This window comes from Glaesserella sp. (assembly GCF_041817755.1).
Taxonomy (GTDB): Bacteria; Pseudomonadota; Gammaproteobacteria; order Enterobacterales; family Pasteurellaceae; genus Glaesserella.
The window spans coordinates 21,808-42,884 of the sequence record NZ_JBGYBX010000032.1 but is presented as its reverse complement, the minus strand read 5'-3'; the positions used below and the strand labels follow the sequence as shown (position 1 = coordinate 42,884).

The following is a 21,077-nucleotide window of genomic DNA, read 5'->3' as shown; positions in this document are numbered from 1 at the left end:
TACGTTTATGAAATCGTTTTACACAGCAAGATTGTCGATATATTGTGCAAAATCGACCTCGATCCTGAATTTTTCCAACATGTGTTTTCCTTTCGGCAATTGTTCGACTTCCGCCAATAACGCTACTGCTTCGCTCAAACTGCAAGCGGTAGGATAAGTCGTATTTTTTGCAAAAAATTCGGCACAATCGACCGCTTGTTGATTGAATAGACTAAACAGCAGTTGTTGCAGATTTTGTTCACGTAAACAAGTTGGGACTTTTTGAATGGTAAGGCGAGTTTGCCCTTGCCACTGTTTTGTTTGAATATCAAAACCCAAGTCTGGCAAAGCGGTTTGTAGTTGTTGCCAAGACGCTGTTTGCTGTTCATCAAGGGTTAAACTCAACGGGATCAACAGAGCTTGATTTTCCCTTTTAGCTAACTCAGCGTGTAGTTTTAATTGAGCCAATTTTTCAAGGGAAAGCAGATAAAAGGTTTCGCCCTGTTTCATCAACAAGGCTTTCTGTTTCACTACCGCTAAGGCTTGAGCATAGGGTGTGACCGGCTCGGCTATCGCTTCAACAAGCGGTGTGATCTTGGTTGTTTTTGGCAAATTTTGAACGGGTTCTGACCGCTTATAGTCTTGTATAGGCGATGTGGAAAGCAACTCGCCATACCACTTCTGTTCGCTTTTGCTTACCCCTGATGAACGAGAGTGGTTGTAATTCGGACGTTCGCTGTAAGTTGATGAAGTCGAACTTGGCTCACGATAGTGGTGAGCAAAAATATTCTGCCCCGAAGCCACACGGTTGGTGTCGGCAATATAATTCGGCAATGCTTCACTGACATTCGTTGTCAGCGGTAAATGATGTTGATCTTCAAGGGCGTTTAGGACACCTTGGTAGATGAAATCGTGGACTAAGCGACTTTGATGAAAACGCACTTCGTGTTTTGCCGGGTGAACATTGACATCAACGTGGCTCGGGTCAAGATCTAAAAATAGCACAAAGGCAGGGTAATGATCCTTCGGCAACCGTTCCCCATAGGCTTGGCGAATAGCGTGGTTGATCGTTTTATCTCGCATCATTCGCCCATTGACATAGCTGTAACAGAGATCGTTTTGCACTCTCGCTAAACTTGGCGAGCCGACCCAGCCGTAAATATGTAGATCGTCGTGTTGCCAATCAATATGTACCGATTGCTGAATAAACTCATCACCGCAAATCGTTGCAACCCGTTTTTGTTGCTGTTCAAGCTGTTGTGTCGCCACCGCTTTGTAGTAACGCACTTTTTTCTCATTATGGGTCAGCGTAAAAGTCACATTCGGTTTTGCCAATGCAATACGGCGAACCACTTCATCAATATGGGCAAATTCCGTTTTATCGGTACGCAAAAATTTACGACGGGCAGGGGTATTGAAGAACAAGTTAGCCACTTCAATAGTCGTGCCGACAGGGTGAGAAGCAGGCTTGATTTCAACCTCCATTTCACGCCCTTGTGCATAGGCTTGCCACGCTTCTGCCTGATATTCGGGGCGAGAAGTGAGCGTTAAACGGGACACCGAGCTGATACTGGCTAAGGCTTCGCCACGAAAGCCAAGACTCAAAATACTTTCCAGATCTTCAAGCGTTGCAATTTTACTGGTGGCGTGACGAGCCAAAGCTAAGGCAAGATCTTGTTTGCCTATTCCACAGCCGTTATCCCGAATACGGATCAACTGCGATCCGCCTTTCTCAATATCGATCTGAATTTGTGTCGCCCCTGCGTCCAAACTATTCTCCACCAACTCTTTAACCACAGACGCAGGACGCTCTACCACTTCACCTGCGGCAATTTGGTTGGCGAGTTGGGGGGGTAGGATTTGGATTAAAGGCTTCATTGGCTCATCATTCATAGGTTAAAAATCAATAATATTACTTTAGCACATTTCACCCCCTAAAAAAATTTCAAGCTGTGCTACAATCGCCATTATTTTTTTGATGAGAATTTCTTATGACAATGATTGAAATTGCAAAACTAGCCAAACAAGCGAGCGTTGAGTTAGCACAGTTTGGCAATGTTCAAAAGAGCCAAGCCCTATTCGCCATTGCCGATGCGTTGGAACAGTGTACCGAGGAGATTTTAGCGGTCAATGCGAAGGATATTGATTATGCCAAGTCGCAAGGGATTTCAGAGGCGATAATCGACCGCTTGTTGCTAACACCTGAGCGTATTCGTGGGATTGCAAATGATGTGCGGAATGTGGCAAGCCTTGCCGATCCTGTCGGGCAGGTAATTGACGGCGGTGTGTTGGATAGCGGGTTGAAAATCGAACGCCAACGAGTGCCGTTAGGGGTGATTTTGACCATTTACGAAGCTCGTCCGAATGTGACCATTGATGTTGCTTCGCTCTGTTTGAAAACAGGCAATGCGGTGATTTTAAGAGGCGGTAAAGAAACGAAATTTACCAATGCGATTTTGGTTGAAGTCGTACAATCTGCCCTAGAGCAGGCTGGCTTACCGAAATTAGCCGTGCAAGCCGTCACCGATCCTGACCGTGCTTTATTGCTCGAATTGCTCAAGTTGGATCAATACATTGATATGGTTATTCCGCGTGGTGGAGCGGGTTTACATCAGTTCTGCAAAGAAAACTCGACTATCCCTGTGATTGTCGGTGGTATCGGAGTGTGTCACCTGTATGTGGAAGCCAGTGCGGATTTAGAGCGTTCGCTGAATGTGATTGCCAATGCGAAAACCCAACGCCCAAGTACTTGTAACACCCTAGAAACCTTGTTGGTCGATAAGGCGATTGCAGATCAGTTTTTACCGAAACTTGCGGAACATCTTTGCCAATTGAAAGTGACATTGCATAGCGATGATTTTTCTGAAGATCTGCAAAAAAATCCGCAAATCAGACCGCTTGATCAAGCGAAATTACACCAAGAGTGGCTGTCGTTAGACTTAAGTGTGGTGGTTGTAGATGGTATTCAGCAAGCGATTGAGCATATTCGTACCTATGGTAGCCAACACTCCGAAGGGATCTTAACCGGTAACTATGCTCTGGCTCGCCAGTTCGTTCAACAAGTCGATGCGGCGGCGGTATATATCAACGCCAGCACTCGTTTTACCGACGGGGCACAATTTGGTTTAGGGGCAGAAGTGGCGGTCAGCACCCAAAAACTACACGCCCGTGGACCTATGGGGCTAGAAGCACTCACGACCTATAAATGGGTGTGTGAAGGGGATTATTTGACGAGAGAATAGCCTCTTGAAATGCAAAATTAGGGAGGCTAAGCGTGGCGTCCCTACCATTTTCTATTAAAAAATTGACTACTGGTTAAAATCAAACTCACACCCAATTAGCTAAACGTAGCCCTTCGACACGCTCAAATTCTCGCAAATTATTTGTGACAAGTATTAGCCCTTCACTTCTTGAATGTGCGGCAATATGAAGATCATTTTCACCAATCATTTTGCCTTGTTTCGTTAGATTTGCTTTGATATTGCCAAAATGGGCGGCGGCTTTATTCGTGTAATCTAAAATCGTTAATCGAGATAAAAAGTCTTCAATGACTGCAAGGTTTTGTTCAGGAAATTGGCTTTTCTCTGCCCCATAATACAGTTCTGCCACAGTGATGCTACTAACACAAAGCCGAGCTGCATTTTGGTTAAATTTCTCTAGTATCTCAAGCGGTCTACGTTTGATGACATAAATCACGATATTGGTATCAAGCATATAAGTGAGCATTAAAATTCCTCACGTTCTGGCTGAACACTGATTTCTCTCTCTGCCATAAAATCATCACTAACCTTAGCTCCTCCCAAGAAAAAACTATCCCAGTGATGATTAATAGGCGTTAGGATACGTTCATTGCCTATAGCTCGCACAGATACTCTTTTCACATCATTTGCAAAACGCATTTCTGCTGGCAATCTCACCGCTTGGGTGCGATTTGTGATAAATACAGATGCTTCCATATTAATTCTCCATAAATTGTAGTGTATAGCACAAGTGTATACTTTGAACAATAAAAATACAAGCAGACAAAACCCCAACTGAATGTGCCACAAGCCATTAAGCTATGCTAAACTTCTCCACTTCAAGGGGAAATCATATGACAAATCTTCTCTTCTTTTTTAAACTCTTTATCCACCGCTTTCAGCAAAACCGAATTTCGGTTTATGCCGGTTATCTGACGTATACCTCGTTATTGTCTATTGTCCCACTGATTATGGTAGTGTTTTCGGTGTTTACGCTATTACCGGTTTTCGAGCAGGCGACCGCACAGTTAAAAGAACTGGTCTACGACAACTTTGCACCGAGCGCCAGCGATATGGTACAGCAGTATCTTGATCTGTTTGTGGAAAACTCGAAAAAAATGGGGATGATCAGCATCGCGGGGTTAGTGGTGGTTGCCGTATTGTTGATTTCCAGTATTGACAATGCCTTGAATGAAATTTGGCATAATACCAAACAACGCTCTATGGTATGGTCATTCGGCATTTACTTGATTGTGCTTATTTTAGGACCGATTTTAGCCGGTGCCAGTATTGCAGTGAGTTCTTATATTTTTTCATTACAACTGTTTAACCGTGAAAGCGTGTTTTCGCTGGGCTACCATTTATTGAAATTCGTACCGTTTTTGCTGACATGGCTGATGTTTGCTTTGGTCTATTGGATCGTACCGAATACGAGAGTGAATTTTAAACATGCCGCCATCGGTGCGCTGTTTGCCGGATTATTTTTTACCCTCGGTAAACAAGCGTTTGTGTGGTATATCACGACGTTTCCGTCGTATCAGGCGATTTACGGGGCGCTGGCAACGATTCCGATCATGATGGTGTGGATTCATTTAAGTTGGAATGTGGTGTTACTTGGCGGGCAATTTGCCTCGGTATTGAAAGATATGGGGATGATTAAACGCGGTGAACTTGCCAACCCCCTAGAGGAAAGTACAACATGATCGGATTAATTCAACGAGTAAAATGGGCGAAAGTGGAAGTGGATAACCAAACGGTCGGCGAAATTTCAACGGGACTATTAGTATTATTAGGTGTTGAGCAAGGTGACGATCAGGCTAAGGCAGATCGCTTACTGGAAAAAGTCTTGAACTATCGTATCTTTGCCGATGAACAAGGCAAAATGAACCTAAACGTTCAGCAAGCAGGGGGAAGTTTATTAGTCGTGTCCCAATTTACCCTTGCCGCCGATACCCAAAAAGGCTTACGCCCGAGTTTCTCTCGTGGGGCAACTCCAGTACTCGCTCAAACACTTTACGACTATTTTCATCAACAAGCGGCACTCAAAATCCATACCCAAACGGGACAGTTTGCCGCCGATATGCAGGTCAGCTTACAGAACGATGGGCCTGTCACCTTTTGGCTACAAGTATAGGCACGGCAATGCACCAACAGCTCCAGCAACAACTTGCAAAACATTGCCCTAATCAGACCGCTTTCTTCATCGGTTTAAGCGGTGGGGTGGACTCGGTAGTCTTACTGCATCTGTTCGCACAAGCTCGCCAAGCCCTTAGCCTTAAGCTCAGGGCAATCCATATCCATCACGGCTTAAGCCCAAATGCAGATAGCTGGGCAACATTCTGTGAACAGCTTTGCGAACAGTGGGCAATCCCTTTGACTGTCTGCAAGGTTCAAGTACAAGGCAAGCAAGGGCTGGAAGCCAATGCTCGAACAGCGCGCTATCAAGCCATTCAACAGCATATTCAACGGAATGAAATGTTGGCAACTGCACATCATCTTGACGATCAAGTTGAAACCTTTTTCCTTGCATTAAAAAGAGGAAGCGGTATTCAAGGACTAGGGGCAATGCAAGCGGTCAGTTTTTGGCAAAATATTGCGATTTTCCGACCGCTTCTCAGCTTCAATAAAACCGACATTCTCGCTTATGCTGAACAACATCAACTGGAATGGATTGAAGATGAAAGCAACTTCAACACCGATTTTGACCGCAATTTCCTACGTCAAACAGCGTTACCTTTGCTCAATCAACGTTGGCAACAGTTTAATCAAATGGTGGCACGCTCAAGCCAACATTGTGCCGAGCAACAACAACTGATTGAAGAATTGCTACACCCCGAACTGGCTAGTCGGCTACAAAATGGCGGTTTAGACATCACCGGCTTTGAGCATTTTTCTTTGTTAAAGCAACAACAGCTTGTCCGTTTGTGGCTGGCACAGGCTCACCTTGCAATGCCAAGCGTGGCTCAACTAGAACAGATTATCCAACATCTCATTTTGGCAAAAGCCGATAAAAATCCGCAGGTCAAACTTGAACAACATCTTATTCGCCGTTACCAACAGCAGATCTTCATTACCCCTATTCAAGCAGAGATAGATGATTTTGAGTTGGAACTGCCACCGCAAAGTGAAGAAATTCAACTGCCCGCTTCGCTTGGCATTGTTCAACGCAACGGCACAGAGATTATTTACAAAATATCAGGCAAATCTCACCGCTTGTTATTGCCAGAAGCGTTACAACAAACCCCACTTCGCCTAACCAACCGCTATCCAAGCAAGGTAGAGTGTTACGGCAAAACCCATCGAGAAGAGATGAAAAAAATTTGGCAGGAGAACCGCATTCCGGTTTGGCAAAGAGGGCGGGTTCCGCTGCTCTTTTCGGCAGAACGGCTGGTTGCTTTACTTTTAATTTAGCGGTTTATATGAATGCCTAGCGTTGAAGGAGTAGGCGAACGCTGATTCTCGCCACGGCACATAAATTTTGTGCGTCATCTCGAATTTCCACCTGCCACACTTGGCTCTCTTTGCCTAAATGTAACGGGGTAGCTGTGCCGGTTGCCTTTCCGCTTTTTATCGCTTTTAAATGGCTGATATTCAACTCTGTACCGACAGGAGTTTGATTTTCTTCACAACAAAGTAATGCAGCTGCAGATCCTAAAGTTTCCGCTAAAGTCGCAGAAATACCGCCGTGTAATAAGCCGAATGGCTGTGTTGTGCGGTGATCGACAGGCACGGTCGCTTCTAGACTATCGTTTTGTTGAGCGGTAAATTCAATGCCTAAATGCGAAATAGCAGAGTGTTGGCAGAGTTGATTAAGTTGCTCAATTGTTGTGTTTTTTTTCCAAATCATTTTGTGTTTTCCGTATATAGATAAAACAAAAGCCTGTTCAAATAAACAGGCTTTGTGTATAATTTTTCCCCAATGTTTTATTATTTGAACATAATAAAACAGAGGCGGATCTGCTAGACAGTCCGCCAGTTCGCACCTGACGGGCTGTTAATGTAGATCCTAAGTTTATTCAACATAGGATAAAAACTATGAAGAAGTTATTTTTATTTCTCGTCGTTATTCTACTGTGCTTGTTGATCAAAGGTGACACAACTGGAATAATGTAGCAGATAACGCTGGCAAGGGGCGACGGCAATCGTTCCTTGTTTCTATTTTATGCCTATTTTTTATCTAGGTCAAATCACTTCCAACAACGCTTGTACAGGGTGTTTGAGTAGCTGATGTTCCATTCGTTTCACTTGGCTACGGCAAGAGTAGCCAGTAGCAAGGCAACGGGATAAGGTTTTGCCTTGTAACTTAACTTGCCACGATTGTGCGTAAATCCCTTTTGACATCGCAAGGTGCTTGGTTTCGTGTCCGAATGTGCCTGCCATTCCGCAACAACCGATATTTTCCGCCGTTAAGGTTTCGCCGAAATGGGCGAAAATCTGTTGCCACTCTTTCAAGCTGTTTGGAAGCGAGGTGCTTTCGGTACAGTGTACAAATAAGTGCCACGGCAAGCGGTCGGTTTCGGCTGATTTTTTGCAATGGTCGAGAGTGCCGTTTTTCAGTTGAGCCGACAGCCATTCGTGAGCCAGCAACACCTTAAATTCACCACGGGTTTCTTTTAGAATTTGTTGATATTCTTCACGATAAATCAAGGTTAATGCGGGATCGACACCGACCATCGTTATCCCTAATTTTGCTACCCGATTTAATAAATCCGCTTGGTTTTGTGCGGTTTTGGCAAATTTCTGTAGAAAGCCTTTAATATGTTGGGCTTTCCCTGTCGGATTAAACGGCAATACCATCGGTTTGAAGCCGAGCTTTTGGGTGAGCTGAACAAAATCGGCGACGACTTTCGCATCGTAATAAGAGGTAAACGGATCTTGTACGATAATCACGTATTTGCAAATTTCCGCCGGATTTGCCCCGGCTGTTTCTTGCTCCAGTTGTGCTAAGGTTTTGCCTTGATAGCCGATTTCAACTAACTGTTGCTGTAAGGTCGGCACGGATAACGCCGGCAGATTGACCATTCCAATTGTTTTACCTGCAACCGCTTCAGCCAGTTTATTGGCACTGAAAAAGTTAAACAACTTCGGCTGTTTTGCCATTAGCGGTGCGACAAATTCGAGGTTTGCCACCACATAATCTTTCAGTGGTCGCAGATAACGGCGGTGATAGAGTTCGTTAAATTGTGAGCGGAATGTCGGCACATCAATTTTTATCGGGCATTGGCTGGCACAGGCTTTACAAGCAAGGCAAGTATCCATTGCTGATTTCACTTCGTGGGAAAAATCATACTCTTGCGATTTTCGCCACTGATTGCGGATTTTCTTCGCAAAATCGACTAATTTCGCCGAGGTTTGCTGTTTTTCAAAGATCAATTCATCAGGGGAAACATTTTGTTCCGCCAGTAAACGTAGCCATTCACGCACTAACGCTGCTCGCCCTTTCGGTGAAAACAGGCGGTTGCCCGACACTTTCATTGACGGACACATTGTACTGTGTACATCAAAATTGAAGCACAAACCGTTGCCGTTGCAATTCATTGCCCCTTTAAAGGCTTCTCGCACTTGAATAGGAATTTGTCTGTCCAGATCGGCACGCATTTGCGAGTCAATCGGATAAAGGCTGGCTTGGCTGTCTAACGGTGTGCAGATTTTGCCTGGGTTTAAGCGGTTTTGCGGATCGAAAAGCTGTTTGATGTAACGCAACTCTTTCCATAATGTTTCGCCGAAGAACCGCTCGCCATAGGCAGAACGCATACCTTTGCCGTGTTCGCCCCAAATCAAACCGCCGTATTTCGCCGTCAATTCAACGACTTGGTCGGAAATCGCTTTAAATTTGGCAACCTGTTCTTTGTCGCATAAATCAAGGGCTGGGCGAACGTGCAACACCCCTGCATCAACGTGTCCGAACATACCATAGTCTAAGCCGTGATCATCGAGCAGTCGGCGAAATTCCACAATATAATCTGCCAGATGCTCAGGCGGTACGCAGGTATCTTCCACGAAAGCGATAGGTTTTGCCCAACCTTTTGCATTGCCCAGCAAACCGACCGCTTTTTTCCGCATTGCATAAATTTTTTCAATCGAAGCCAAATCGTTGCAAAGTTGGTAGCCGATGATACCGCTTGTGCCGTCTTGGATTTTTTCATCTAAGGCTTGGCATAGCTTGGCAATCCGTTCTTCATTCTGAGCCTTATCATTGGAAGCATACTCAACAATGTTAATTCCCAAAATCGGATTGTGTTCATCTTCGGTGAGCAAATCCGACACCGAATGCCACACAATATCTTGTTTGGCAAGGTTCAGCACTTTTGAGTCCACCGTTTCAACCGATAAGGCTTGGGCTTGCAACATAAAAGGGGCGGAACGTAACGCCGCATCAAAGGAATTGTATTTAATGTTAATCAGCGTGCGGTATTCAGGAAGAGGAAGAAGATTGAGTTTGGCTTCACAAATAAAGGCAAGCGAGCCTTCGGAACCGGTGAGAATACGGGTTAAATTAAATTCGGAGAGATCGTCGTTAAACACATTTTTCAGATCATAGCCCGTCAAAAAGCGGTTCAGTTGCGGTAGCTCTTTTAGCACCGTCGGGCGTAATGCTTGGCAACGTTGGAAAATCTCGCTATGTAATTTTTTGCCATTCGCCGTGAGATTAAGCTGATCAAGATTTGCAAAAAAATCATCGGATCTGACCGCTTGTGTTTCTAAAATATCGCCGTTCATCAACACCGCTTTAACCGCCAAGATATGATCGGACGTTTTGCCGTATTGCAACGAACCTTGCCCCGACGCGTCCGTGTTGATCATTCCGCCTAAGGTGGCTCGGTTACTGGTCGAAAGTTCAGGCGAAAAGAATAGCCCGTGCGGTTTGAGAAATTGATTAAGCTGATCTTTCACCACGCCGGCTTGCACTCGCACCCAACGCTCTTGCACATTCAGCTCCAAAATTTGAGTTAAATTGCGAGAGAGATCAACAATAATATTGTTGTTCAGCGACTGCCCGTTCGTACCGGTACCTGCACCACGGGGTGTGAAGGTTAAGGCTTGGAATGCGGTTTTCTGTGCCAGTTTGGTTAAAATCACCACATCGGCAACGGATTTCGGAAACAAAATCGCTTGGGGCAGTTGCTGATAGACACTGTTATCGGTGGCGAGAGAAAGGCGATCAGCATAATTGGAAGCAATATCACCGCTAAAATGTTGCTGTTTGAGTTCAGTCAAATATTGCTGAACGAGCGGCTTAAGTTGGGGTATGTTTGCAAGGCGTGGGATCATAATTCTATCAATGTTAAAAAAGCTGGTGAGATATTAGCAAGATTTTCAATTGATGAAAAATAATAAGGCATAATTGACGTAAGCTTTCAATTGAGAAGCAAAAGAAGTTATTTTTACACTTTATTACATTATAATTTGCCTAATAAATTGATTTTACAAAGATTAATGGTAATAATGAAGCCGTTCTTGCCTTTTAGGAGTTAACCGATAAAGACGGGAATAATGTAGTGATTCTGAGTAGACAAGTTGGTGTATTGGTTTGCTTGTTAGTCATTTATAAAAGACGAATGCGCTCGGAATTTCGACTTTCTTTTCATCTTTGCGAAATAGAAAGGGCATTAAAGTCTTAATGCTATAGGTAAGATTTTAGTATTAAGTATTTTGTCAAATCTGGATGACGATTAGATAGAGGATCATCAAAATGAAAAAATCTTTAATTGCATTAGCTGTATCTGGTTTAGCCGTTGCATCAGTAGCGAACGCAGCGCCGCAAGCGAATACTTTCTATGTGGGTGCGAAAGCGGGTTGGGCGACATTCCACAATGGGGTTAACCAATTCAACTCTAAATATGTAAATGATTCACGCTACACTGTAGTGGGTAACGAAGATACTAGTGGTAATGCTCAGGGGTACGGAATTAACCGTAACTCAGTAACTTACGGTGTATTCGGCGGTTACCAAATTATTGATAACTTGGCGGTGGAATTAGGTTATGACTACTTCGGTCGTGTACGTGGCAACGCACAAGTAGACGGTAACGAAAAACAACTTTTCAAACATTCAGCTCACGGCACGCACTTAAGCTTAAAACCAAGCTATGAAGTATTAAACGGCTTAGATATTTACGGTAAAGTGGGTGCAGCGCTAATTCGTAACGACTATAAAGAAGTCGATGCAGAAACCGGTGTTCGTTCTAAAGTACACAATTTAAAAACTTCTTTATTATTAGGTGCGGGTGTTGAGTACGCAATTCTCCCTGAATTAGCATTCCGTTTAGAGTATCAATGGTTAAGCCGTGTCGGTAACTTAGACAAAGCATTACGTAAAGCAGGTGATGATGACAATGCAGTAGCCGGAGGCTATCGCTATAGCCCGGATATCCACTCTGTATCTGCGGGTTTAACATACCGTTTCGGTCAAGGTGCAGCACCGGTAGCAGCGCCTGAAGTGGTGACTAAAAACTTCGCATTCAGTTCAGACGTATTATTTGACTTCGGTAAAGCAAACTTAAAACCGGCTGCAGCTCAATCATTAGATGCAGCATACACTGAAATCTCCGGTTTAGGTTTAGATAATCCGGCAGTACAAGTAAACGGCTATACAGACCGTATCGGTAAAGAAGCGTCTAACTTAAAACTTTCACAACGTCGTGCGGAAACCGTTGCGAACTATATCGTTTCTAAAGGTGTTAACCCGGCCGGCGTAACGGCAGTCGGTTACGGTGAAGCGAACCCGGTAACAGGTAACACTTGTGATGCGGTTAAAGGTCGTAAAGCATTAATCGCGTGCTTAGCACCGGATCGTCGCGTTGAAATCCAAGTCCAAGGTTCAAAACAAGTTACTATGTAAGTGAACCGTTTGAAAAATTGAAAAATGCCCGTTTATACGGGCATTTTTGTTTATATTAATTTACTAAAAAAAATAATTGTGTTTTTTTATTTTTTTATTGATATAATAAAGGCGACTATAAAAAGCCCCTTTAGTACATTATGTTCTAAAGGTTAAGTTAGCGTTAAAATCTTTAACGCTGTTTATTTATTCCGATGACGATTAAATAGAGGATCATCAAAATGAAAAAATCTTTAATTGCATTAGCTGTATCTGGTTTAGCCGTTACCTCAGTAAACGCAGCGCCACAAGCAAATACTTTCTATGTGGGTGCGAAAGCGGGTTGGGCGACATTCCACAACGACGTAAATCAACTTGATTCTAAGTACGCTAACGATTCACGTTACCAGCCATTTGAGACTAACAATGGCAGAGGTTTTGGTATTAACCGTAACTCAGTAACTTACGGTGTATTCGGCGGTTATCAAATTATTGATAACTTAGCTATTGAGTTAGGTTATGACTACTTTGGTCGTGTTCGTGGTAACGAGCAAGAAACTCGAGTATTCAAACATACTGCGCACGGTACACACTTAAGCTTAAAACCAAGCTATGAAGTATTAAACGGTTTAGACGTTTACGGTAAAGTCGGTGCTGCATTAGTACGTAATGACTATAAATTCTATGACACTGAAGACAAAGCGCATAATTTAAAAACTTCTTTATTATTAGGTGCAGGTGTGGAGTATGCAATTCTTCCGGAATTAGCGTTCCGTGTTGAATACCAATGGTTAAGCCGTATCGGTAACTACACAAAAGCAGCTGCAAAAGCAGGTTGGAATGATGATACAACATATAGCCCGGATTCACATTCTGTATCTGCGGGTTTAACATACCGTTTCGGTCAAGGTGCAGCACCGGTAGCAGCACCTGAAGTGGTGACTAAAAACTTCGCATTCAGCTCAGACGTATTATTTGACTTCGGTAAAGCAAACTTAAAACCGGCTGCAGCACAAGCGTTAGATGCGGCATATACTGAAATTTCCGGTTTAGGTTTAGCGAACCCGGCAGTGCAAGTAAACGGCTACACAGACCGTATCGGTAAAGATGCAGCTAACTTAAAACTTTCACAACGTCGTGCGGAAACCGTTGCGAACTACATCGTTTCTAAAGGTGTTAACCCGGCTGGCGTAACTGCAGTAGGTTACGGTGAAGCGAATCCGGTAACAGGTAACACTTGTGATGCGGTTAAAGGTCGTAAAGCGTTAATCGCTTGTTTAGCACCGGATCGTCGTGTTGAAATCCAAGTTCAAGGTTCAAAAGAAGTTTCTATGTAATAACTTCTTAAGCTGAAAAGCTTAACCTATTTTTCTAATAGTTAGAGTTAGAAAATGAGTTTAAAGGCTGAATTCGATTATCGGATTCAGCCTTTTTGATTGAAAGAAATAACAAATTCAGCTTATTGTATTGAGCGCTTATCGCATTATTTTAGAAACCGTTACAAATGGATTATTTTGATTTAAAAAGGAATTGAGCTATTTGAGCGGGGAAGGATGAATTGGCGGAGGCGTATGGGAGTCGAACCCACCCGAGAACGCTGGCGTCCTCAACAGGATTTGAAGTCCTGCCACATCACCGGATATGACACACCTCCGAAAAAGTGGCGCTATTGTACTGAATTTATTAGAATTGTGCAAAATATCTCAATGGATTTCTTATATGCAGAATTTATTTCGCGTTATTCCTTCAATAGACAAATTACTTCAAACGCCCCAAGGTAAAAGCCTGGTTACACGTTTTGGTCGCAACGCCGTTGTGGCACAAGCCCGTCATCTTATCGAGCAAATTCGTCAACAAATCCAGCAAACGCATTCACTGCCTGATTTTATTGATTCGGATACCTCTATTTTTTCCGTGATCGAAACACGCCTAAATCAGCTTCAACAAGTTGAAATCAAAAAGGTTTTTAATCTTACAGGTACCGTATTGCATACCAATCTCGGTCGAGGTTTGTGGTCGGAGCAAGCGATTTCAGCCGCCACCGGCGCAATGCGAAATAACGTGGCGTTGGAGTTTGATATTGACGCGGGTAAACGCAGTCATCGTGATCTCTATATTTCCGAGCTGTTGCAGCAACTGACAGGAGCGGAAGCCGCTTGTATAGTAAATAACAATGCCGCCGCCGTATTGTTAATGTTAGCCACGTTTGCTCAAGGCAAAGAAGTGATTATTTCTCGTGGTGAATTGATTGAGATCGGCGGAGCTTTCCGAATCCCCGATATTATGGCTCAGGCGGGTTGCAAACTGGTTGAAGTCGGCACGACAAATCGCACCCATTTAAAAGATTATCGCCACGCCATCAACGAAAATACCGCCTTTTTAATGAAAGTTCACACCAGTAATTATCAAATTCAAGGATTTACTTCGAGCGTGAGTGAAGAAGAATTGGTTGAATTAGGCAAAGAGTTTAATCTGCCTGTGATCAGCGATTTAGGCAGTGGCTCGCTCACTGATATGCAAGCCCTGAATTTGCCTGCTGAACCAATGGTGCAACAAAAAGTGGCTTCAGGTGTGGATTTAGTCTCGTTTTCAGGGGATAAGCTACTTGGCGGACCACAAGCCGGGATTATCGTCGGGAAAAAAGCCTTGATCGATCAGCTTCAACAACACCCGCTCAAACGGGTTTTACGTTGTGATAAAGTGATTTTGTCAGGCTTAGAAGCTACCTTACGCCACTATCTTTTCCCCGATCGTTTAGCGAACGATTTACCGACCTTACACTTGCTGACGCAATCTCTCGATACCTTGCAACACAAGGCTGAACGTTTAAAAGAGGCGCTCTACAAGCGGTTAGATTCGCACTATATTTTGCAAATCGAACCGAGTGAAGCTCAAATCGGCAGTGGGGCGTTACCGACAGAAAAAATCTCATCATTTGCCGTGACTATTTCGTCAGACAAACAGAGCGATTTACTTGAATTAGAAAAACAGTTTAAAGCTTATCCAAACCCGATCATTGCTCGTTTTGCACAACAAAAAATGTGGCTGGATGTTCGAAGTGTGGCGGAGTTTGAGGCACTTATTTTTATGTTGGAGGAACTATGATCATCGTCACCGCAGGACACGTCGATCACGGCAAAACATCACTTTTACACGCCTTAACAGGCACTCACACTGCTCACTTGCCTGAAGAGAAAAAACGGGGGCTGACGATTGATCTTGGCTATGCATATTTGTCGATTGAAAATGATATTTTGGGTTTTATTGATGTACCGGGTCACCAAAAATTTCTGTCTAATATGTTGGCAGGGCTTGGCGGTATCCAACACGCTTTGTTGGTAGTATCGGCAGACGAGGGGATTAAACCGCAGACGGAAGAACATCTTGCCATTCTTCGCCTGTTGAATTTTAAGCAGATTATTGTCGTACTCACCAAGGCGGACAGAGTAGAAGCGACTCGCACTACCCAGCTGATCGAACAATTAAAACAGCGTTATCCATTTTTAGCTTCAGCACATTTCTTTGTGACTTCGGCTCAGACAGGCGAGGGAATTGAGCCGTTAAAGCGCTATCTGATCAGCCTTAATCACCAAAGCACACAAATAGATAAACCGTTCCGCTATGCGATTGACCGTGTATTTAATGTGAAAGGTGCAGGTTTGGTAGTTACGGGGACTGCGGTCGCAGGGAAAGTGGCTATCGGTGATGAATTTTATCTCTCAAGCGGTCCGAAAGTTCGGATAAAAAACATTCACGCTCAAAATAACGAAGCGTCAATCGGGGTTGCAGGGCAACGTTTAGCCTTAAATATTGCCAATGTAGAAAAAGAGCAGATTGAGCGTGGCGACTGGATTACACAGCAAGATCCCCAATTTGCTTGCGACCGCATGACCGTTCGTCTAACGGCGGCACAAGCCTTAAAAGAAAACAGCGTTGTGCATCTCTACCACTTTGCCAGCCACACTACCGCCAAGTTAAATTTACTGGATAGAAGCCAATGTCTTGCCAATGACACCGCGATAGCCGAGCTGATTCTAGACGTGCCGTTGCATATCGCTTTAGAAGATAAACTTATTCTGCGTAGCGGCGATGATAGTCAAACGCTTGCCGGTGCGGAAGTAATCGAAATTCACTCGCCGAAACGTCATAAACGCAGTGAAGCGCGTTTGAGCTATCTTTCACAGCTAGCTGACTGCACGACCTATCCGGAACGCATTGAACTGTATTTACAACATAAAGCCGTGAATTTAACCCAACTATTATGGGCGGAACAGATTTTTGCTACCGATTTAGAAAAGCTGGCAGAGAAATCGGATTACTACCTCGATGCGAATCATCTGTTTAACGGTGCATTTAAAACCCGTATCCAGCAACATATTGTGGCGAAGCTCGAAGAGTATCATCAACAGCATAGCGATCAGCTTGGAGTCACCAAAGCCCGCTTACATCGTATGGCTGCGTTAGAGCAACCTGAACTGCTTACTTTTGCGTTGATTGATGATCTAATTGCGAATAAAACCTTGGCACAAACCCGCGGTTGGATTCATACGCCGACACACCGCATTGAGTTCACCGATGCCGAATTACAAATTTGGGCGGAAATCCGACCGCTCTTTGAACGAACTAATCAAGCCTTATGGGTGAGAGATATTGCTTCCGAACTGTCCATAGACGAAACAGAAATGCGTAACTTGCTATATAAAGCAGGGAAGTTGGGCTATTTGGTGCCGATTGTCAAAGACCGTTTCTTATTACACGAACAGATCAGTGCATTTGCTCAGATCATCAAAAATTTCATTGAACAACACGGCGAAATTTCGGTAAATCAGCTTAGAGATGAAATTCAATACGGACGTAAACTGACCGTACAGCTCATTGAGTATTTTGACCGTTCGGGCTTTTTACGCCGTAAAGGAAATGCACATTTATTGAGGGATAAGGAGACGTATTAAGCGTTTTCCGTACAACAGTCTGAAACTACGGCAATATTTACGGGTCAAAGATCCAATGGTGTGAGCGTATTGAGATGGCTGCTTATTTTTTCAGCGACAAGCGGTGTGATCCGCGCAGTATTTTGCAAAAACGCCGTATAGTACCAAGATGTTTTCGGCGAACGTTGTCCGATTATATTTTTCTTCAGATTTTTTTAATATCTCTTTATTAAGATGTATTTATTGATAGAGATAGATTTATAAATAGGAAAGCAAACGATGAACCATTCTTCACTTTTTTCAGATGATTGCCCGCTGAGCGTAGTAGTTATCACCTTAAATGAATCTCAAAATATCGGGAATATTCTTAATGATTTAGCTACACAAAGTTACAAAAACTTTGAAGTTTTGGTGGTAGACAGCAATAGTGACGATAACACTGTGGATATTGCCCGCTCTTACCAAGATCGGTTGGACTTGCGCACCGTCGTGATGCAAAACCGCGGACACAGTCTTGGACGCAATACCGGGGCGGAACATGCCAAATATGAGCGGATTGTCTTTTTCGACGCCGATGTGCGTATTGCTCCCGACTTTTTAGAAAAAGCCTTGCAAGCCTTAATCAAACGCCGTTTACTCGTTGGCGCCGGCAGAATGACAAGTACCGAACCGCATTTACTCAACCGTATCGGCGTACGTTTATTTGATTTAGGCATGGTGGCAACCCAATACACCTTCCCGACGTGTACGGGGGCTTGTATTTTCTCTACCAAATCCGTTCATCAAATGCTCGGCGGCTTCGATACGCAAATTACCCTGTGTGAAGACTGCGATTACGTCAATCGCGCGTCTAAAACGGTCAAATTCCGCATGTTGCCGGTCTTTTTTGAATTCAACACCCGCCGTTTGAATCAAGACGGCTTGTTCAAAATGGGCTATGTCTATTTAAAAGCCAACACCCTGCGGATGTGGCGCGGTGAGCTGCGCAATAACGAAATTCACTATCCGTTCGGTCATTACGATAAAGTGTAATGGACGCATTACCGGATTGGCTTACCGCCTTGCTCGCCTCGCCTTGGATGCCCGTCGTCTTATTCGCCGGCGCCTTTGCCGATGCGTTTATCGGTACCAGCCTGTTTGTATTGGGCGAATTGTTTTTTATCGCCGGCGGCTATGTGGTGGCAAAAAGCGGTGAATGGTGGTTGATTCCGCTGATTTGGGCGGGAGCATTAATCGGCGACATCGTGAGCTATGTGATCGGACGCTTTTATGGCAAGCAGATCGTAACCCGTTTTGTCCGTAAAAGTGCCAAACGCCGTTTGCATTACCGTCGGGCTTACCGTTTAATGCTCAAGCGCGGCGGCACGGCGATTTTTATTGCCCGCATTACCGGCCCGCTCTCCAAATTCATGCCGTTACTTGCCGGTTCGATGAAACTCTCGTTTCACACCGTACTGTTCGCCAGCATTTGGGGGATTATTCTCGGGACGGCACAATTCTTTGTGATCGGGTGGTGTTTGTTAAAGGGCTTGGATTATTGGGATACCCTGCGAAGTTTGTGGTAAAAACAAGCGGTCTGTTTGGCGCCGAAATTTGCAAATGTCTGCCCGAATCCGACCGCTTGTCGAGCCGAATCGATTATTGCTTCAGCGGGATCAGCTCAATCGGTTGCGCCGAATCGACGCATTGGGCAATCGTGTAGCGGTTCAGCGATTGATAAAACTGCTCAAGGGCTTCGTCCAACAATGATTTTAAGCGGCAGCCGGATTTTAAAATACACACGGGCGCATCACAGCTGACTAACTGCGGATTGCCCTGTAAAGTTCGAATCACTTCCCCCACCGGCATTGCCAACGCCGCGGCAGACACCTTAATACCGCCCCCTTTTCCGCGCATCGTAATCAGCCAATGTTGCTTTGCCATAAAATGCACGACTTTCACTAAGTGGTTTTGCGACACGTTCAATTTTTCCGCCAAACCGGCAATGGTATGCAATTCATCTTGATGACGGGAAACGTACATTAACACGCGAAAGGCATAATCGGTAAATTTACTTAATTGCATCAGTCATTCTCGTTTTAATCTATTACTTACTATAGTGTAAATGATTTTTCCCGTTTAGTATTTTAAATTATGGTTGCGCAATTGTGATTAAAAGATATATTATAAATACATCTTTTTAACAATATTCACCAAAAGGAAAGAAAATGGCATTAACCGCTCAACAAATCGAATTAATTAAAGCGACTGTTCCCGTGTTAAAAGAAAACGGCGTGGCGCTTACCGGTTATTTTTATAATCGTATGCTCGGCAATCACCCTGAATTAAAAGAAGTGTTCAACCTCGGGCATCAACGTAGCGGCGCTCAAGCCCGCTCACTTGCCGGGGCGGTATTAGCCTATGCGGAAAATATTGAAAACCCGTCGGTGTTGGCACCGGCGATCGAATTAATGGCGCACAAACACGTCAGCTTGGAAATTCAGGCGCCCGATTACAATATTGTCGGCACGAATTTGCTGCACTCCATCAGTGAAGTGCTCAATATTTCGATGGACGACCCGTTGATCGAGGCGTGGGCGGCGGCGTACGGGCAGCTTGCCGACATATTGATCGGTGCGGAAAAAGCCATTTACGACGAACATGCCCGAACCCAAGGCAGCTGGTTGGGCTGGCGCAAGTTTAAAATCGCCAAAAAAGTACAAGAGAGCGATGAAATCACCTCCTTTTATTTAACACCGTCGGACAACGGCGCATTACCGCCATACAAAGCGGGGCAATATGTGTCGGTCAGGGTGTTCGTTGAAGAGCTCGGTTTAAGACAGCCACGCCAGTATACGTTATCGGATAGCCCGAAAGCCGATCACCTCCGCATTTCGGTTAAACGTGAAGAGGCGAAAGGGGACTTTGCCGCAGGTTGGGTTTCAAATACCTTGCACAATCTAAAAGAAGGCGATGAAATTGACGTTACCGCACCGACCGGCAATTTCTTTTTAATCAATCAAGACAAGAAAAACGTCTTTATCAGCGGCGGTGTCGGTTTAACGCCGATGATTGCCATGCTAAATCAGCTGGTTGAAGCGGGCATTCCGCAAGCGACGAGTTTTATTCACGCTTGCCGTAATGCCAAGGTACACGCCATGAAAGGGCATCTTGAACAGATCAAAGCGCAGTACCCGAATGTCCGCAGTTTCGTCGCCTACGAAGAAGCAAATGAGGGAGAAGCGGATATGATTGGTCGTTTAGATTTAACCCAAGTCCCGCGCGAGATATTACCGCCCGATGCCGATTATTACCTGTGCGGTCCGACGTTCTTTATGCAAGCGCAGCATAATGCGTTAGTCGAATTGGGCATTTCCCCCGAACAAATTCATATGGAAGCCTTCGGCACCGGCGGCGTTAAGCTAAACTAAGCGAGAGCCTCTTTACAAGCGGTCGGAAACAGCGTGAAATTTGCAAATTTTTGCTCGGATCCGACCGCTTGTTGCACGTTCCCACAGCCGAACTCGGCGAATCATGCCGTTAAGGATTACACTTGGTTGTCACCGACGGCGTGCTGTCTCATCAGGCAACCCCCTTGCCACCGTAAAACATTTACACACCTCTCTGTTCCCTTGATGAAGATTGCCAAATCGGCTGATGTGGCGTACTATATGCATATAACTTACTTTTAGAAAGTACTTATCAAAACGTAAGCTTGAAGTGTTTTTTAGCTGATTGAAATTAAAGGAAATAAAAATGGAAAAATTTTCTGATTTAGCTGGACGAGGCTATGTGTTAGCGGCAAATTGCCCTTCCAGACAGATTTTGCAGCATCTGACCAACCGCTGGGGCGTGTTGGTGATGATCGTATTGATGAAAGGCACCAGACGTTTCAGCGAAATCCGTAAAGAGATTGAAGGCGTGAGCGAACGGATGCTGACCCAAACGCTACAACAGTTGGAACAAGACGGCATGCTGATTCGCAAATCCTATAACACCGTCCCGCCGCACGTGGAATATTCGCTGACCGATTATGGCAGAGAAGCGGGAACAAAACTGGCAGATTTAGTCGATTGGTTGGAAGAGAATTTAGCGGGGATTTTGCAAAGTAAAGACTAACAGCCGAGG

At 44.5% G+C, this 21,077-nt stretch carries 18 protein-coding genes and 1 tRNA gene; 12 read left to right on the top strand and 7 right to left on the bottom strand.

Features of this window, described 5'->3' with window-relative positions:
* Window positions 1-18: 18 nt before the first annotated feature.
* On the bottom strand, window positions 19-1,872 hold the full coding sequence (mutL, locus tag ACEYKX_RS04075; RefSeq protein ID WP_373767212.1) for a DNA mismatch repair endonuclease MutL: 1,854 nt from the start codon (window positions 1,870-1,872) through the stop codon (window positions 19-21).
* Window positions 1,873-1,970: 98 nt separating this feature from the next.
* Between mutL and proA the strand changes: the two genes are divergently transcribed.
* Complete coding sequence (gene proA, locus ACEYKX_RS04070) at window positions 1,971-3,221, top strand: glutamate-5-semialdehyde dehydrogenase (RefSeq protein WP_373767211.1); 1,251 nt, start codon at window positions 1,971-1,973, stop codon at window positions 3,219-3,221.
* An 85-nt stretch (window positions 3,222-3,306) separates the two neighbouring features.
* Here the strand turns inward: proA and vapC are convergent, their stop codons facing one another.
* Both vapC and vapB read right to left on the bottom strand, forming a co-directional pair.
* A complete protein-coding gene (gene vapC / locus ACEYKX_RS04065; RefSeq protein WP_373767210.1) occupies window positions 3,307-3,705 on the bottom strand; it encodes a tRNA(fMet)-specific endonuclease VapC in 399 nt (132 codons plus the stop codon).
* A complete protein-coding gene (gene vapB / locus ACEYKX_RS04060; RefSeq protein WP_373767209.1) occupies window positions 3,705-3,935 on the bottom strand; it encodes a type II toxin-antitoxin system VapB family antitoxin in 231 nt (76 codons plus the stop codon). Before vapB ends, vapC begins: the two co-directional genes overlap by 1 nt.
* Before the next feature lie 137 nt (window positions 3,936-4,072).
* Here vapB and ACEYKX_RS04055 point away from each other — a divergent pair, with 137 nt between their 5' ends.
* Genes ACEYKX_RS04055 through tilS form a run of 3 tightly spaced genes read left to right on the top strand, consistent with a single transcriptional unit; the run spans window position 4,073 to window position 6,629 of the window.
* Window positions 4,073-4,921 (top strand): virulence factor BrkB family protein, encoded by an 849-nt coding sequence (locus tag ACEYKX_RS04055; RefSeq protein ID WP_373767208.1) that lies wholly within the window; start codon window positions 4,073-4,075, stop codon window positions 4,919-4,921.
* A complete protein-coding gene (gene dtd / locus ACEYKX_RS04050; RefSeq protein WP_373767207.1) occupies window positions 4,918-5,352 on the top strand; it encodes a D-aminoacyl-tRNA deacylase in 435 nt (144 codons plus the stop codon). Before ACEYKX_RS04055 ends, dtd begins: the two co-directional genes overlap by 4 nt.
* Before the next feature lie 8 nt (window positions 5,353-5,360).
* Window positions 5,361-6,629: a tRNA lysidine(34) synthetase TilS gene (tilS, locus tag ACEYKX_RS04045; protein ID WP_373767206.1), complete on the top strand. Its 1,269-nt coding sequence runs from the start codon at window positions 5,361-5,363 to the stop codon at window positions 6,627-6,629.
* Between the two features lie 16 nt (window positions 6,630-6,645).
* Here the strand turns inward: tilS and ACEYKX_RS04040 are convergent, their stop codons facing one another.
* The gene (locus ACEYKX_RS04040) at window positions 6,646-7,065 is read right to left on the bottom strand and encodes a hotdog fold thioesterase (protein WP_373767205.1); all 420 of its coding nucleotides are present in this window, start codon (window positions 7,063-7,065) and stop codon (window positions 6,646-6,648) included.
* 335 nt (window positions 7,066-7,400) lie between these two features.
* Window positions 7,401-10,490, bottom strand: coding sequence for an FAD-binding and (Fe-S)-binding domain-containing protein (locus ACEYKX_RS04035; RefSeq protein ID WP_373767204.1), 3,090 nt, complete (start codon window positions 10,488-10,490; stop codon window positions 7,401-7,403).
* A 421-nt stretch (window positions 10,491-10,911) separates the two neighbouring features.
* Between ACEYKX_RS04035 and ompA (ACEYKX_RS04030) the strand changes: the two genes are divergently transcribed.
* Together ompA (ACEYKX_RS04030) and ompA (ACEYKX_RS04025) are read left to right on the top strand one after the other, a co-directional pair.
* Window positions 10,912-12,060, top strand: a complete 1,149-nt coding sequence (gene ompA / locus ACEYKX_RS04030) for a porin OmpA (RefSeq protein WP_373767203.1) — start codon at window positions 10,912-10,914, stop codon at window positions 12,058-12,060.
* Between the two features lie 221 nt (window positions 12,061-12,281).
* Window positions 12,282-13,376 (top strand): porin OmpA, encoded by a 1,095-nt coding sequence (gene ompA, locus ACEYKX_RS04025; protein WP_373767202.1) that lies wholly within the window; start codon window positions 12,282-12,284, stop codon window positions 13,374-13,376.
* A 222-nt stretch (window positions 13,377-13,598) separates the two neighbouring features.
* Here the strand turns inward: ompA (ACEYKX_RS04025) and ACEYKX_RS04020 are convergent.
* Window positions 13,599-13,693: transfer RNA gene (locus tag ACEYKX_RS04020), tRNA-Sec, on the bottom strand.
* Between the two features lie 65 nt (window positions 13,694-13,758).
* Here ACEYKX_RS04020 and selA point away from each other — a divergent pair.
* The 4 genes from selA (at window position 13,759) to ACEYKX_RS04000 (ending at window position 18,535) form a co-directional block, all read left to right on the top strand.
* The gene (selA, locus tag ACEYKX_RS04015; protein ID WP_373767201.1) at window positions 13,759-15,144 is read left to right on the top strand and encodes an L-seryl-tRNA(Sec) selenium transferase; all 1,386 of its coding nucleotides are present in this window, start codon (window positions 13,759-13,761) and stop codon (window positions 15,142-15,144) included.
* A complete protein-coding gene (selB, locus tag ACEYKX_RS04010; RefSeq protein WP_373767200.1) occupies window positions 15,141-16,991 on the top strand; it encodes a selenocysteine-specific translation elongation factor in 1,851 nt (616 codons plus the stop codon). Before selA ends, selB begins: the two co-directional genes overlap by 4 nt.
* Window positions 16,992-17,249: 258 nt before the next feature.
* The gene (locus ACEYKX_RS04005; RefSeq protein ID WP_373767199.1) at window positions 17,250-18,002 is read left to right on the top strand and encodes a glycosyltransferase family 2 protein; all 753 of its coding nucleotides are present in this window, start codon (window positions 17,250-17,252) and stop codon (window positions 18,000-18,002) included.
* Complete coding sequence (locus ACEYKX_RS04000; protein ID WP_373767198.1) at window positions 18,002-18,535, top strand: DedA family protein; 534 nt, start codon at window positions 18,002-18,004, stop codon at window positions 18,533-18,535. The genes ACEYKX_RS04005 and ACEYKX_RS04000 overlap by 1 nt, the downstream gene beginning before the upstream one ends.
* A gap of 73 nt (window positions 18,536-18,608) precedes the next feature.
* Here the strand turns inward: ACEYKX_RS04000 and ACEYKX_RS03995 are convergent, their stop codons facing one another.
* Window positions 18,609-19,034, bottom strand: coding sequence for an Rrf2 family transcriptional regulator (locus ACEYKX_RS03995; protein ID WP_373767197.1), 426 nt, complete (start codon window positions 19,032-19,034; stop codon window positions 18,609-18,611).
* A gap of 143 nt (window positions 19,035-19,177) precedes the next feature.
* Here ACEYKX_RS03995 and hmpA point away from each other — a divergent pair, with 143 nt between their 5' ends.
* Entirely contained in the window at window positions 19,178-20,380 is a 1,203-nt protein-coding gene (hmpA, locus tag ACEYKX_RS03990) for an NO-inducible flavohemoprotein (RefSeq protein ID WP_373767196.1), read from the top strand.
* A gap of 325 nt (window positions 20,381-20,705) precedes the next feature.
* Complete coding sequence (locus ACEYKX_RS03985; RefSeq protein WP_373767195.1) at window positions 20,706-21,068, top strand: winged helix-turn-helix transcriptional regulator; 363 nt, start codon at window positions 20,706-20,708, stop codon at window positions 21,066-21,068.
* The last annotated feature ends 9 nt before the right edge of the window (window positions 21,069-21,077 follow it).

Excerpts from the sequence above, each read along its gene's own strand:
- mutL (WP_373767212.1), bottom strand. The coding sequence starts at position 1,872 with ATGAATGATGAGCCAATGAAGCCTTTAATCCAAATCCTACCCCCCCAA.
- ACEYKX_RS03995 (WP_373767197.1), bottom strand. The coding sequence starts at position 19,034 with ATGCAATTAAGTAAATTTACCGATTATGCCTTTCGCGTGTTAATGTAC.
- dtd (WP_373767207.1), top strand. The coding sequence starts at position 4,918 with ATGATCGGATTAATTCAACGAGTAAAATGGGCGAAAGTGGAAGTGGAT.
- vapB (WP_373767209.1), bottom strand. The coding sequence starts at position 3,935 with ATGGAAGCATCTGTATTTATCACAAATCGCACCCAAGCGGTGAGATTG.
- ACEYKX_RS04055 (WP_373767208.1), top strand. The coding sequence starts at position 4,073 with ATGACAAATCTTCTCTTCTTTTTTAAACTCTTTATCCACCGCTTTCAG.
- ompA (WP_373767202.1), top strand. The coding sequence starts at position 12,282 with ATGAAAAAATCTTTAATTGCATTAGCTGTATCTGGTTTAGCCGTTACC.
- ACEYKX_RS04000 (WP_373767198.1), top strand. The coding sequence starts at position 18,002 with ATGGACGCATTACCGGATTGGCTTACCGCCTTGCTCGCCTCGCCTTGG.
- ACEYKX_RS04040 (WP_373767205.1), bottom strand. The coding sequence starts at position 7,065 with ATGATTTGGAAAAAAAACACAACAATTGAGCAACTTAATCAACTCTGC.
- selA (WP_373767201.1), top strand. The coding sequence starts at position 13,759 with ATGCAGAATTTATTTCGCGTTATTCCTTCAATAGACAAATTACTTCAA.
- hmpA (WP_373767196.1), top strand. The coding sequence starts at position 19,178 with ATGGCATTAACCGCTCAACAAATCGAATTAATTAAAGCGACTGTTCCC.
- tilS (WP_373767206.1), top strand. The coding sequence starts at position 5,361 with ATGCACCAACAGCTCCAGCAACAACTTGCAAAACATTGCCCTAATCAG.
- ACEYKX_RS03985 (WP_373767195.1), top strand. The coding sequence starts at position 20,706 with ATGGAAAAATTTTCTGATTTAGCTGGACGAGGCTATGTGTTAGCGGCA.
- ACEYKX_RS04035 (WP_373767204.1), bottom strand. The coding sequence starts at position 10,490 with ATGATCCCACGCCTTGCAAACATACCCCAACTTAAGCCGCTCGTTCAG.
- ACEYKX_RS04005 (WP_373767199.1), top strand. The coding sequence starts at position 17,250 with ATGAACCATTCTTCACTTTTTTCAGATGATTGCCCGCTGAGCGTAGTA.
- ompA (WP_373767203.1), top strand. The coding sequence starts at position 10,912 with ATGAAAAAATCTTTAATTGCATTAGCTGTATCTGGTTTAGCCGTTGCA.
- selB (WP_373767200.1), top strand. The coding sequence starts at position 15,141 with ATGATCATCGTCACCGCAGGACACGTCGATCACGGCAAAACATCACTT.
- proA (WP_373767211.1), top strand. The coding sequence starts at position 1,971 with ATGACAATGATTGAAATTGCAAAACTAGCCAAACAAGCGAGCGTTGAG.
- vapC (WP_373767210.1), bottom strand. The coding sequence starts at position 3,705 with ATGCTCACTTATATGCTTGATACCAATATCGTGATTTATGTCATCAAA.